This is a genomic window from Streptomyces sp. NPDC021093 (genome assembly GCF_044333135.1).
Lineage (GTDB): Bacteria > Actinomycetota > Actinomycetes > Streptomycetales > Streptomycetaceae > Streptomyces.
Window position 1 is genome coordinate 36,792 of sequence record NZ_JBIRQJ010000020.1, and the last position, 13,967, is coordinate 50,758.

Consider the following 13,967-nt stretch of genomic DNA (forward strand, 5'->3'; position numbering starts at 1 on the left):
CCCGCACCGGAGGTGTGCAGCCCGCGCCCGAGGTGCCCCCGCGCTGTCACCCGAACGCCCGCACGTCGAAGGCCGAGGGCCCGCTCCGGGCCGTTGCAGGGTGACGGAGGACAGCGATTCCCTCCGGAGGGCGGCGCAGCATGGCCACCACACATCCCGCCGCCCCCTCAAGAGAGTGCGACGGCGTGCGGGACAGCGGCCTGCGCACGGGCGTCGGTCACGGCCCCGGGGAAACGGCGCGGAACTGCCCCCGGCAGCGGGTGACGGCGCCCGATCTGGTCCTCTGCGGCATCCTCTGCTTCCTCTGCTGCGTCGCCTGGCGGCTGCCCTGGGCCGGCGACCTGGGCCAGCACGCGGCGGTCATCGACCGGCTGCGGCACGACCTGGCCGACCCCGGCAGCCCTCTCGTGGACCGCCCGGGCAGCGGCAGCCCGTACTACACGCCCTACACCGTCGCGGCCGCTCTCCTCGCCCGTGCGACAGGCGCGGCGTCGCTGTCGGTGATGAGCGTCTGCGGGATGGTCAACTCCCTTGCGCTGCTGGCCGGACTCCGGATCTTTGTCCGGACATTGACCGACCGCCTCTGGGCACCCGCACTCACCGCACTGTGCATGCTCTTCCTGTGGGGAACGCAGCTGTTCCTGTGGAGCGGCCATGCGTCGCTGTCCGCCCTGTGTCTGTCGCTGTCGTACCCGAGCCTGTTCGCCTTCGCTCTCGGCCTGTACCTGTGGTCGCGCCTCTTGAGGGCGGGGCGCGAGGACACCGGAGTAGTCCACTGGGCGGTGACCGGGCTGCTGGCCGGCTGCCTCGTACTGATCCACCCCGTGATGGCCATGGGGGCGCTGATCGGCTGCTCGGCGATGTTCGCGGGGACGGTGCGGCGGATCGGCCCGCGCACCTTGGCGCGCTGCACCGCGGGCGCGGTCACGGCGGCACTGCTGCTCGTCGTCTGGCCGTACGGCAACATCCTGTCGCTCCCGGACGCCTCCGCCCTGGACGCCTTCCACATCTCGGCCTACGAACTGATCCCCCAGCACTACGGGTTGGCACTCATCGGCCTGCCCGTCCTGCTGCTCAGGCTGCGCCGCTCCCGGCGCGACCCCCTGGTGCTGATGTGCCTGGGTACCGCCACCGTGGCCGTGTGCGGCTGGTTCACCGGGCACTACACGTGGGGGCGGGTCATTCCCCATCTGTTGTTCGGGCTGCAGTGTGCGCCGGCGGTCGAGCTGTGCGCCCCGTGGCCGCGCGGCGTGCGCGCCCGGACGGGCCGGGGCCTGCTCGCCGCGGTCTTCGCCGTCGCCCTGTTGAACGGCGCCCGGGTGCAGGCGGGCGCGCTGCTGTACGTGGTGCCCGCCCATCGGCTGCCCGTGGCCTTCACCGCCAAGGCGCAATACCTGCCCACCTGGCCGGGATTCGACTGGGCGGCCCGCCATTTCCGTTACGGAGAGGTGGTGTTGACCAATGACTACGAAGCTCTGCGGATGCTCCCGGGCTACGGCGTCTACACGGTGATGCCGGCCTGGCCCCAGCCGGAGATCCCCAGGTCGGAGAGCATGCGGCGGACCGCCGACGTGGCCCTGGCCCTGGACGCGCGGGCGACCGGGAGCGAGAGAAGGAAAGCGGTGTGCAGAGGAGGCGCCGACTGGCTCGTCCTCACCGGAGGACAGTCAATCCCGCCCGGTCAGGGCTTTGTTGAGACGGCGGAAGGCCCCGACGGGGTACGGCTGGTACGCGTCGCTCTCCGCTGTTGACGCCGGTAAACCACGTGACTGAATGTTGACGAGATATAGGCGGGAGCTCGCTTTTCCGCGTACTGTCCGTGCGCATGGTATGGCGTAACGCCGTGAATGGCGTCCTTCAGCAACTGACCGGCTACCAGCTGCGACGCGTCCCGGTTCCAGGCCAACGACCCCGTCGGGCAGCGCGTCCCGCGCCTGTCGCCGCGGCCCCCGCGCCCAAGCCCAACCCCGGCATCAAGTTCCCCGCCGACTACGACGACGGTGCGAAGGACATCATCCGTGCGGTGAAGCCGTTCTCGATGACTTCACCGGAGCGTCTCAACGCGTTCATCCTGGCCACCCGCCACGTCGTCAAGCACAACATCCCCGGCGCGATCGTCGAGTGCGGTGTGTGGCGCGGCGGCAGCATGCAGGCCTGCGCGAAGACCCTGCTGGCGGAGGGGGTCGAGGACCGCGAGCTGTACCTCTTCGACACGTTCGAGGGAATGACGCCGCCCACCGACGAGGACAAGCGCCTCGACGGAAAGTCCGCGCAGGAACTCCTCGACGTCCAGGGCAAGGACCGGCCGATCTGGGCCGTCGCCACCCTGGACGACGTCAAGTCCGGCTTTGAGAAGGTGCCCTACCCGGACAAGCACATCCACTACGTGCAGGGCAAGGTCGAGGACACCGTTCCGGGCGAGGCACCGGAGCAGATCGCCATCCTGCGCCTGGACACCGACTGGTACGCCTCGACCAAGCACGAGCTGGAGCACCTCTACTCGCGTCTGGTGAGCGGCGGCGTACTGCTCATCGACGACTACGGGTACTGGCAGGGCTCGCGGCAGGCCGTCGACGAGTTCCTGGAGGAGACGGGCGAGCAGTTGCTGCTGCTGCGCATGGACGAGGGGCGCATCGCGATCAAGCCGTGAGGCGCTGAGCAGGTGAGGCGTTGAGTACGGGGGAGGGGCCTGGCGGTTTCCGTTCGGGCCCCTCCCGCACGCGTGCGTCGCACACATGTGCGTACGTACGTGTCTGTTCGCATGCCGGCCTGCTTCAGCGCAGCTCTGCAGGCAGCAGGTCGGAGACGGCCTGCGCGGTCGCCTGCGCGGTCGCCTGTGCGGGTGTCTGCGCAGGCGCGTGCGCTGTCGTCTGTGCGTCCTGCTGGGCGGGCAGTACGGACGTGGCGGCCGTCGACCCGGACGCGGGGGCCGGAGCGCGGTCCTCCAGCGGTACGAAACGGGGCAGACCCTCGGTCTGGCCGAGGAACACACGGCGGACGACGCGCTCCGCCGCGAACCCGTCGTCGTACGGGCAGAACCGGGCGCGGAAGGCGGCACGCAGCTGCGCGGAGCGCGAGCCGCGCCAGTGGCCGGTCCGGAAGATGTCGATCAACTCGTCGTCGTTGCGGGCGATCGCGCCCGGCGGGAACTCGCGGATGTCGAAGTAGGTGCCGCGGGCCGCCTCGTACGCCTCCCAGTCGTCGATGTGCAGGACGATCGGACGGTCGAGGTTGGCGTAGTCGAACATCAGCGACGAGTAGTCCGTGACCAGGGCGTCCGAGGCCAGGCAGAGTGACTCGATCGAGTGATGTTCGCTCACGTCGACGATTCGGGCGCTGCTGTGGGAACTCGCGTGGTGCAGCGGGCCGTTGGTGAAGTAGTGGGCACGGGTCAGGATCACGTGCCGGGGCCCGAGGGACCGGGCGATGCGTTCGAGGTCGAGCGTGAGGCGCTGGGTCCGCCGGTAGTCGCGGTGCGTCGGAGCGTAGAGGACGGCGGTGGTGCCTTCGGGAATGTTCAGCGACTCGCGGATCCGGGCGACGTCGCCGGCGGTGGCGGTCTGGAAGACGTCGTTGCGCGGATAGCCGTGTTCGAGGGTGGTGTAGGCGGAGGGGTAGGCCTTTCCCCAGACGAGGGAGGAGTGGCGGTTGGAGGAGAGCAGGTAGTCCCACTTGTCGGTGTTCGCGAGCAGCTTCTCGAAGTCCATGTCCGCGGCGGGGCGGTCCTGGAGGTCGAGACCCATCGACTTCAGCGGGGTGCCGTGCTGGGTCTGCAGGAGGACCTGGCCGGGGCGTTTGGCGAGACGGTGGTCGAAGTTGACGTTGTTCACCAGGTACTTGGCGCGGGCCAGCGCACTCCAGTACGCGGCCGAGCCGGGCCGCAGCCGGCGGGTGCCGGTCGGGACGGTGTGGGCATGCGTGGGGGTGGTGAGCCACAACGTGCGGATGTGCGGGGCGAGTTCGCGGACCTTGGCCTCCAGGGCGGCCGGGTTGCAGGAGTAGCCGCGGCCCCAGTACGCGGCGAACACCGCCTGGTTGTCGCGGACGGGCAGCCGTAGCTGGATGCGGTAGTGCAGCTGCATGGCGGCAGACCGGGTGATGCGCAGGACGGCGCGGGTCCGGCCGGTGACGGTGCGGCGCACGGCCTGGGCGAGGGCCAGCGTCCGGTACGTGCGGTGGCTGCCCAGCCGGACGAGTGCCTGCCGCAGCCGGGTGCGGGGCGAGGGGGCCGCGATACGGGGCGCGGCGGGCGTGCCGACGGCGCCGAAGCCGACGGTGACCACGGGGCCCGCGGCGGCGATGCGCAGGGCGTCGTTGTCCTCGGCGGCGGTACCAGGGGTGGTACGTGCTGCGGCGCCCGCGGCGGTGCTGTCCGCGGTGGTGGCTGCGGCGCCCGCCGCGGTGCCGAACGCGGTGGTGGCCCCGGGGCCTGCTGCGGCGTTGTCAGTGGCTGTGGTGGCTGTGGTGGCAGTTGCGTCTGTGGCTCCGCCGCGTGCTGGGGTGTCGCGTGCTGCGCTGCCGTCCGTGGCGGAGGTTCCCTGGGGTCGGCCGGGGCCGCCTTGAGCGACACCCGTGGTCGTGGCGGGGGTCGGGGAGCTTGTCGACGAGGCGGTCTCGTCGGTGACTGCGGCCTTGGCGACCGCGGTCGCGGCGGCGCGGGCCGCGGCGTTCCGGGCGGCGGCGCTGCGGGCGGCGATGCCGCGGGGGCGGGCCGGGGTGCGGGAGAGGGCCGCGTCCGGGGTGCGGTACTTGCGGCAGTGTGCGCGGGCCCGGCGGAAGAACTCGGCGCGGCAGCCCTTGGGGAGGCGGCCGGGCCGGGTGAAGACGGTGCCGAAGTGGTCGATCATGCGGCGGTAGATCACCGGCCGCCAGCCCGCCAGTTCCGGGCGGGCGTCGAGGAACGCGAAGACCCGGTCGTACTGGTCGAACAGGTCGAAGTGCTTGCGGGAGGTGGTGGAGAGGATGTTGCCCTGGCGGCGCTGGCGGTAGTGGACGCACACCTCGTCGAGGGTGGAGATCGAGGACGCCGACATCAGGACGGGGTAGGTCCAGGGGGTGTCCTCGTAGTAGCCGGACGGGAAGGCGAAGTCCTGGCGTTCGATGAATTCGCGGCTGTACGCCTTGTTCCAGGCGACCATCAGGACACGGAGCAGACCGGGCCGGTCGGCGAGGGCGAAGGAGGCGGGGCCCTGTTCGTGCAGCTCGGCGCGGAACTGGTTGCGTTCTGCCTCGCCCGTCCAGAACGTACGGGCGTAGTCGAAGACCAGGACGTCGGGGGAGTCGGACTCCTTGAGACGGTCGGAGATCGACTGGAGGGCGCCGGGGGTGAGGGTGTCGTCGCTGTCGAGGAAGAGGAGGTAGTCGCCGCGGGCCAGTTCGAGCCCCATGTTGCGGGCGTTGCCCAGGCCGCCGTTCTCCGTCAGGTGCACGGGGCGGACCCGGGGGTCCCGGGCGGCGTACTCGTCGATGAGGTCGCCGCACGCGTCCGGTGAGCAGTCGTCCACCGCGATCAGTTCGAGGTCGTCGAAGGACTGGGTCAGCACCGAGTCCAGGCACTCCTCCAGGTATTCCTGGACCTGGTAGGCGGGCACGATCACGCTGAACCGGGGCACGGCACATCCATGGGGTCGACGCGGGCAGGACGGCCGCGCCCGGCAGGCGGGCGCGTCGTATGCCCGGCAACGGACCCTGGACCGGGACGGTTACGCGGGATGTGGCATACGGGGGAAGTTAGGAGAACGGGTTACCCGTAAGGGTGGTTCGGGGAGCCGATCCCGAACCACCCTTACGCAGCGGAGAGTTGGCGTGAGTGGTGAGTGGTGAGTGGTGAGTGGTGAGTGGTGTGAGTGGCTGGTCGGTCCGGTGGCTACTTCACCGCCCCGGCCATCACGCCCGACACGAACTGCTTCTGGAACGCGAAGAACACGATCAGCGGGATCACCATCGAGATGAACGCACCCGGTGCGAGGACGTCGATGTTGTTGCCGAACTGGCGGACCTGCTGCTGGAGCGCCACCGTGATCGGCGGGTTGGTGGCGTCCGCGAAGATCAGCGCGATCAGCATGTCGTTCCACACCCACAGGAACTGGAAGATGCCCAGCGAGGCGATCGCCGGACCGCCCAGCGGCATGACGACCCGGGTGAACAGCCGGATCTCGCCCGCCCCGTCGAGCCGTGCCGCCTCCAGGAGTTCGCGCGGGATCTCCGCGAAGAAGTTACGGAGGAGGAAGATCGCGAAGGGGAGGCCGAAGGCGACGTGGAAGAGGACCACGCCCATCGTCGTCTCGAAGATGCCGATCACGCCGAACATCTTCGCCACCGGTACGAGCGCCACCTGTACCGGCACCACCAGCAGCCCCACGACCGCCATGAACCACCAGTCCCGGCCCCGGAAGTCCATCCAGGCGAAGGCATATCCGGCGAGCGCGCCGATCACCACGACCAGCACCGTCGCGGGCACGGTGATCAGGGCCGTGCTGAGGAGGGAGTTGATGACCGTGTCGTTCTCAAGGATGGCCGAGTAGTTCTTGAGGGTCAGCTCCGCGGGCGCGGTGAAGACCTTCCACCACCCGGTCGCGGCGATGTCGGAGGCGTCGCGAAGCGAGGAGATCATCAGCCCGACGGTCGGCATCAGCCAGAACAGCCCGACCAGGATCAGGAAGATCCGCATCACACCGCCGCCGGCCCCGGCCGCGATGCGTGCCGGAAGGGACCGCTTCGCCTTCACGATGTCGGTGGCGACTGTCATCGGCCCTGCTCCTTCCGCATGCGACGGATATTGAAGAGCATCACCGGGATCACGAGCAGCAGCAGGAACACCGCGATGGCACTGCCGATGCCAAGGTCCGCATCGTCCCCGAACGACGACTGGTAGAGCTGGAGCGCGAGGACGTTCGCATCGTCCAGCGAGTCGCCGGGCGCGATGATGAAGACCAGGTCGAAGATCTTCAGGACGTTGATCATCAGGGTGACGGTGACGACCGCGAGAACCGGAGCCAGCAGGGGCACCGTGATCCGGCGGAACACCTGCCACTCGTTCGCCCCGTCCACCCGCGCGGCCTCCAGGAGTTCACGCGGCAGACTCGCCAGGCCCGCCGCGATCAGCACCATCGCGAATCCGGCCCACATCCAGACGTACGAACCGATGATGGCCGGGGTCACCACGCTCGGCCCGAGCCAGTTGACGCCGTTGTACTGCTCGCGGAAGTTGCTTGCCGGGAGCCGGAGTTCGGCTCCGTCCGCCTTGGCGGAGAGCGAGAAGGAGCCGTCCGCGGCGGCCTCGGTGGAGTCGACCACCTGGCCGTCCTTGACCGCCTCGATCTTGATGCCCTTGAGGCCCGACTCCTTGCTGTCGATCACGTTCGGCTTGCCGCCGCCGCCCTTGGTGAAGTCCAGCCACGCCGTCCCGGTGACCCGGTCGGGAGCCGTCGGCGGGGCCTTCGCGGGCTGCGCGTCGCCCGGCATCTGGGCCGGAGCGACGCCGATCAGCGGCAGATTGACCTGCTGCCCGGCCCGTACCGGCTGTTTGGTGAGGTACGCGCCGCCGCCCGCCGCCTTCAGCGGATGCACCGGCAGCGGACGGGCCTTGGGGAAGCCGGAGGACTCGGCGAACGTGTCGTGCACGCCCACCCAGACCGCGTTGGCCACCCCCCGGTCCGGGTCCTGCTCGTACACCAGCCGGAAGATGATGCCCGAGGCGAGCATCGAGATCGCCATCGGCATGAAGACGACCAGCTTGAACGCGGTGCCCCAGCGGATCCGCTCGGTGAGCACGGCGAAGATCAGGCCGAGCGCGGTGGAGACGGTCGGGGCGACGACCACCCAGATCAGGTTGTTCTTGATCGCGGTGAGGATGGTGTCGTCGGTGAAGAGGCTGGCGTAGTTGTCGAACCCGGCGAAGCCGGTGCCCGCCTTGTCGAAGAAGCTGCGGTAGACGGAGTACCCGATCGGGTAGACCACGAGCGCGCCCAGCAGAACCAGCGCGGGCAGCAGGAAGCCGGCCGCGACCAGTTTGCGTGTGCCGGTCACGCTCTTGTGCTTGTCCGGGGTGGCGGGGGGCGGCGTCACGCTGGCCACGGCCCCCGCGGTCGGTGAGGTCATGGCGTCAGTTCTTGTACGCCGCGGCCGCGTCGGTCTCCAGCTTCTGCTGCGTGCCCGCGATGTCCTTCGGGTTCCGCAGGAAGTCCTGGAGGGTCTTCCACTCGCCCTTGCCCGGCGTGCCGCCGAACGACTGCGGCGCCTGGTCCGACATGTCGAAGCGGAAGTCGTCGCCCGCGCCGACCAGCGCCTTCGCGATGTCGCGCAGCGTGTCGTTGGGGTAGGCCGACATGTCCAGGGACTTGTTCGGCGAGATGAAGCCGCCCGCGCCCGCCGAGATCTTCGCCGCGTCGGTGGAGGCCAGGAAGGTCATCAGCGCCTTCGTCGCCCTGGTGTCCTTCAGCGCCACCGCGACGTCGCCGCCGGTCACCACCGGGGACTTGGCGCCGACCGCCGGGAACGGGAAGACCTTGGCGTCGGTGCCGAGCTTGGCCTTCGTCTGGCCGATGTTGACCGCGACGAAGTCGCCCTCGAAGACCATCGCCCCCTTGGGGGTGTCACCGCCCGTGAAGGTCTGCTCCACCGACTTGGGGAACGGGGTGCCGACCGCGCCCTTGGCGCCGCCGACCAGGTAGTTGTCCTTGCCGAAGAGCTGCGCGAGGGTGGTCAGCGCGTCCTTCACGGACGGGTCCGTCCACTTGATCTTGTGCTGGGCGAGCTGGTCGTACTTCTCCGGGCCCGCCTGCGAGAGGTAGATGTTCTCGAACCAGTCGGTGAGCGTCCAGCCGTCCGAGCCGCCGACCGAGACCGGGGTGACGCCGGACTGGGAGATCGTCTCGGCGGTCTTCAGGAAGTCCGGCCAGGTCTTGGGCTCGGTGGCGCCCGCGTTCTCGAAGGCCTTGGTGTTGTACCAGACCAGGGACTTGTTGGCGGCCTTGTAGTACACCCCGTACTGGGTGCCGTTCACGGCCGCGATGTCCTTCCAGCCCTTGGTGTAGTTCTTGTCCAACTGGGCCTGGGTGCCGGTGTCGAGTGGCTTCAGCCACTTCTTCTCGACGGCCTGCTTGAGCGCCCCCGGCTGCTGCAGCAGGGCCACGTCCGGGGGAGTGCCGCCGGAGATCTTCGAACCGAGGTACGTGAGCATGGCGTCCTGGGTCGGCACATAGCTGACCGTCGCCCCGGTGCGGTTCTCGAACTCCTTGAGCACCTTCTTGAAGTTCTCGCCCTCGGGCCCCGTCCAGACCGCGATCACCTGGAGCTTCTCGCCGTCCAGCTTGGGCAGTTGAAGGGTGTCCGCAGGAGGCTTGGGGGCGCCCGAGGCGCTGCCCGTCGCCTTGCCGTCGCCCGGCTTGTCCTCACCGCCGCACCCGGTGAGCGCGAGTGCGCCCACGGCGGCGAAGGCGACGGCGGCCCGGCGGGCCTGCCTGCCCGACCTGCCGGCACTGCTCCGCCGGTCCTGCTGGTTTCGCTCGCGAGAAGTTGTGCGCATCACTGGCCCCGTCTCTCCCGTACACGTACTGACCGGCCCGACCGCCGCTCTCTACTGTCCCGTTTACGTTCCCGTGGGTCAGTCCTACGCCCGGCGGTGGTGGCCCGCAATAGTGCCTTCGGTGTCAACTCGGCTTTCGTAATGGCCTCGTGACGTCAAGTCAGGACGCGCACGGCGTCCGGCGGGCGATCGCACGACGTCGGACCGGTGGCCCGTGGTGTCGGTGCGACGGCCTCGTGATGTCGGGTCGGCGGTCCCGGTGATGTCGGGTCGGCGGATCAGCGCACCTCCTGGGGTGTGTCCAGTGGGGGCACGGGGGCGGCGTTGACCGTACGGGCCGCGCGGTCGAGGGCGCTGGCCAGCAGTGCGAGGTCGGTGGGGCCGTTGCCCAGCTCGCGGACCGGGCGGCGGGTGGGCGGGTCGCCCATCCGCTCCCACTCCAGCGGGACCACGGTGGGCCGCTGGGTGGCCGTCCGCGGGATGCGGCCGGTGACCCGGCCGCCCTGGAACGGCGTCACCGCACCGTCGGCGTGCAGCAGCCGGCCGCGGCCGGGGGCGGGCTCCTCCGGAGCGGGTGCGGCGGGCGGCGGGTCGAGTACCACCCGCAACAGCCGCTCCCCCTTTGCCAGTTCGGTGTCGGCCGTACGGTCGGGGCGGGCCGTGGCCGCCACCAGATGCACCCCGAGCCGCTCGCCGTGTCGGGCCACCGCCTCCAGGGCGCGTACGACAGAACCGGCGGAGGGTCGTCCCGTACTGCCGAGGGCGGGCGCGACCAGGGCGTCGAAGTCGTCGACGAGCACCACGAGCCGGGGCAGCGGCGAGGGCCCGCAGCCGGCCTGGGCCTGCCGCTCCCGCTCCCGCGTCGCCGCGGGCCGCAGCCGCAGGGTGCCGGTGCCGGGGGCTTCGACGTCGGCACGGGTGTCGGAGCGGGCCTCCGCACGGGCGCCACCGTGGGTGTCCGTGCGCTGGGCGCCGATGGAGGCGTACGGGGCGCCCGCCCTGCCGGGAGCGCTCCCGGCGCCGGGTGCCGCGCCCGCACCGGTGCCCGCCCCCACGCTCGTACCGGCGCCGGACGCGGCATCGGGGTAACTGCCGCTGCCCGTACGGGTGCTGGTGCTGCGGGTCCCGAGGAGGTCCGACCCGGAGGCCGAGGAGGCCGAGGAGGCCGCGGAGGCGGCAGAGGCCGTTGTGGCGCCGGAGGTCCCGGAGGTCCCGGTGATGCCCGCCCGGGAAGCCTCCGGGGCCCGGCGCTGGCCCACCAGGTGGCCCGCGGCCGCCTCGGGTCCCGGAGAGGGGTGCGGGGTGCGGCCCGCGTGCCAGTCGGCGAAGCCCAGGGCGCCCAGGAGTTCGTCGCGGCGCTTCAGCTCGGCGCCCAGGGCCTGCGCGAACTCGCGCATCCGCACCGGGTCAGAGGCCACCAAGTGCGTGGAGACGTGCGGGAGTTCGGTGCAGGCGCGCAGCCCGTCGCCGCGGTCGCCGCCCGCGCCGTCGACCAGGATCAGGCCGAGCCGGTCCGGCCGGGCCGCCGCCGCCAGCGAGGCCGCCGCCGAACGCAGCAGCTCCGTGCGCCCGCTGCCCGCCGGGCCCTCGACCAGCAGATGCGGTCCTTCGGTCGCCAGGTCCGCGCAGACCGGGCCGCGCGGGCCCGCCCCGAGCACCGCCCACGCGCGCGTGGCGCCCGGAGCCTGCTCGTCGTCGGCCGCCGCGGCCCAACGGGCCATCAGCGAAGCGGGAGTCGCCCTGGCCAGGCCCAGCTCGTCGAGCAGTCGGGCCGTCGAGGGAAGGGCCGCGACCGAGAGCCGGCCCGGCCTGCCGCCGGACGCCGTGCCGCCCGCGCCGGGGCCGTACCCCTGCCCCTGGCCCGTGGTGTCCGCCGCGTCCGTGCGCAAGGGGGCCAGGGCCCGCGCGAAGCGCTCCGCCCATGCCGCCGACACCGCGTCCACCGAGGCGAGGGTGCCGTGCCCGGCGCTCTGCCCGCCCGCGGTGCGCAGCACTCGTACCGCCGTGGCGACGTCACCGCTGAGCAGCGCCACCGCCCCGCACTCGCGGAAGGCGGGGGACACCGCGCAGGCCGCACCGTACGTCGCCTCGACCGGTGAGAGAGGGGAAGCGGCGGCCGTCTCCGCGAGGCACAGCAAGTGGATGCCGTGCGCCGAGCCGTGGGCCGCGAGCCGGGCCGTCGCCTCGCGCAGTCCGGCCGAGCCGGGGTCGCCGTCGACGATCACCACCGTGCGCGGACCGCCCGGATCCAGGGGGCCTTCCTCCGTGCGCCGTACGAGCTCGGCCACGCGCGCGGACGCCTGGTCGCGGTCGTACGCGAGCAGCAGCCGGCAGTCCTGGCCGTGCGCGGGGCGCAGGTGCGGCAGCCAGCCGAGCCAGCCCCACTCCCGGGCCCGCTCCTCGATCGAGCGCGCTCGGTCCGCGCTGATCAGGACGATCTCCAGATCGGTGGGGGAGTGCAGCGCGGCGAGCTGAGCCACCACGGAGCGCGCCAGTCCGGCCAGCCGGGCGCGCGGTCCGGCAAGACCCAGCGCACCGGCCTCCCGCAGCCCCACCGTGACCGGCACCGCGGGCAGCGTCGTCCCCGCGCCGCCGGGCGCGGACCGGTCCGCCGTGCCGAGCCGGAGAACCAGGGACTCCGGGTGGCCGGGCCCGCGCTCCCACAGCCGGGGGCCCGGCTGGAGCGCGGTGAGCAGCAGCGTCGCCGCGTCGGGCCAGGTGTCGGGGGCCACGGCGGGGGCGCCGCCGGTGCCGTGGGCGCCGCCGCGCGCGGCGGAGGCGTCGGCCTCGGACGGTGCCGCGGCGGTCCGGGCGCCGGTGGTCGCGGAGTGCGGGGGCGTCGTGCCCGCGCCGTCGCCCGCGTAGTCGTGGGTGGCCTCGCCACGGCCTCCGGCGAGGCGCCGCGCCCAGCCCCCTATGCCGCCGCGCCGCCGGGGCTCGTCCCTGCGGTCGTCGCCGCGGTCGTCCCCCCGGCCGCTGCCTGCCCCGGCCGCCGCTCCGTGGTCGGTGCCCCGGCCGCCCGTCTCGACGACCCGCCCCGATCCGTGCGTACGGTCGGAGGTCCCGCCGAAGGGGCCCTGCCCCCTGCCCGCCGGGGGCGCCGCGGGGCTCCCGGGTCCGGCGGGGTGCCCCGGTCCGGTTCCGTACGCCCCTTGGCCGTCGGTCGGCCCGGTTCCGTACGCCCCTTGGCCGTCGGCCGGTCCGGTTCCGTACGCCCCCTGGCCGTCGGCCGGTCCGGTTCCGTACGCCCCTTGGCCGTCGGTCGGTCCGGTTCCGTACGCCCCTTGGCCGTCGGTCGGTCCGGTTCCGTACGCCCCCTGGCCCCCGGCCGGGTCGGTCCGGATGTCGGGGCCCGTGCCCTGGGCGGGTACCGTCCCGTAACTCCCCTGGTGGGGACCGCTGTTGGCCGCGGACTCCGCCGCGCGGCCGCTCACCTTGTGGTGCGCGGCACCGCCGCCGTACCGCCCGGGGGAAGCTGCCGGGGTGGCGGTGGAGGTCCTGGTCACCCGCAGGTGGCCCTCGCCGTCGGGGGCCGTGGCGAGCGCCGTGCCGTGCGCGCCCGCGGGCGCGAGGCGCAGGGCGGACTCGCCGACCCGCAGCAGGGCACCGGGGGCGAGCCGGACCTCGCGGGCGCCGACGTCCGTGCCGTCCAGCGTCGTGCCGTTCGTGGAGCCGAGGTCGGCGACCGTGACCCGGCCGTCCCCGGTGAGCGTCACCGTGCAGTGCAGCCGGGACACGTCGGGGTCGTCCAGCGGTACGTCCGCGTCGGCCGAGCGGCCGATCCGGACCTGCCCGCCGTGCAGCAGGTGCACACCGCCCGCGTCGGGGCCCGCCACCACCTGGAGCTGGGCCAGGTCGGACAGCTCGGGCGCCTCTGCGTCCGCCGGGGACTGGAGCGACAGGACCGCGCCGTCCACCAGCGGGGGCTCGCCCAGCGCGCACCGCTGCGCGTCGAGGCGCTCGCGCCCGGCGTACACCACCACCGCGCCCGTGGTCTCCGGACTGCCCTGGCCCTGCACGGCGGCGGCGAGGCCGGAGGCGACCGCGGCCAGCGCGGTCCCGGCGGGCGCGGTCACGAGCACGTCGCAGACCGCGGCGGCGGCCCGGGGCACGGGCCCGGAGGCCCCCGGCGCCGCGGCACCCGGAGCGGTCCCGGGTGCCGGGCCCCCCGTGGTCGTCACTCTGCTCTGGCCGCTGCGCGGCGCGAGGACGGTCAGCCGGATCTGCATCGCGTCAGCGGTCCCTTCTGCGCGCGGTGCCCGGCGGCGGGGCCGAGGAGGAGCCGTCCAGCCCGCCGCCCCCGCGAAGTCCCCCCACCCGGCACGGACGCGTCGTCCGGTACAGGTCGGCACCCACCACGGGGTGTTGAGGGACTCGTGCGCCCTCGACTACCCCAGAGGTCTGTGCTGATGGCATCCTCGCACCTGCCACTGACAACCCG

General features: G+C 72.5%; 7 protein-coding genes. 2 read left to right on the forward strand and 5 right to left on the reverse strand.

The window, feature by feature from the left end; translation table 11 throughout:
* Positions 1 to 140 precede the first annotated feature (140 nt).
* Together ACH4SP_RS41585 and ACH4SP_RS41590 are read left to right on the forward strand one after the other, a co-directional pair.
* On the forward strand, positions 141 to 1,751 hold the full coding sequence (locus ACH4SP_RS41585; protein ID WP_398423555.1) for a hypothetical protein: 1,611 nt from the start codon (positions 141 to 143) through the stop codon (positions 1,749 to 1,751).
* Positions 1,752 to 1,825: 74 nt separating this feature from the next.
* Positions 1,826 to 2,650 (forward strand): TylF/MycF/NovP-related O-methyltransferase, encoded by an 825-nt coding sequence (locus tag ACH4SP_RS41590; RefSeq protein WP_398423556.1) that lies wholly within the window; start codon positions 1,826 to 1,828, stop codon positions 2,648 to 2,650.
* Between the two features lie 124 nt (positions 2,651 to 2,774).
* On the opposite strand, the gene ACH4SP_RS41595 is transcribed toward ACH4SP_RS41590, so the two are convergent.
* From ACH4SP_RS41595 to ACH4SP_RS41615, 5 genes are all read right to left on the reverse strand, one after another.
* On the reverse strand, positions 2,775 to 5,612 hold the full coding sequence (locus ACH4SP_RS41595) for a CDP-glycerol glycerophosphotransferase family protein (protein ID WP_398423557.1): 2,838 nt from the start codon (positions 5,610 to 5,612) through the stop codon (positions 2,775 to 2,777).
* A gap of 254 nt (positions 5,613 to 5,866) precedes the next feature.
* Complete coding sequence (locus ACH4SP_RS41600; protein ID WP_398423559.1) at positions 5,867 to 6,748, reverse strand: carbohydrate ABC transporter permease; 882 nt, start codon at positions 6,746 to 6,748, stop codon at positions 5,867 to 5,869.
* Positions 6,745 to 8,100, reverse strand: coding sequence for a carbohydrate ABC transporter permease (locus ACH4SP_RS41605; RefSeq protein WP_398423561.1), 1,356 nt, complete (start codon positions 8,098 to 8,100; stop codon positions 6,745 to 6,747). Before ACH4SP_RS41605 ends, ACH4SP_RS41600 begins: the two co-directional genes overlap by 4 nt.
* A gap of 4 nt (positions 8,101 to 8,104) precedes the next feature.
* On the reverse strand, positions 8,105 to 9,526 hold the full coding sequence (locus tag ACH4SP_RS41610; protein WP_398423563.1) for an ABC transporter substrate-binding protein: 1,422 nt from the start codon (positions 9,524 to 9,526) through the stop codon (positions 8,105 to 8,107).
* Between the two features lie 278 nt (positions 9,527 to 9,804).
* Complete coding sequence (locus tag ACH4SP_RS41615) at positions 9,805 to 13,755, reverse strand: FtsK/SpoIIIE domain-containing protein (RefSeq protein ID WP_398423565.1); 3,951 nt, start codon at positions 13,753 to 13,755, stop codon at positions 9,805 to 9,807.
* Positions 13,756 to 13,967 lie beyond the last annotated feature (212 nt).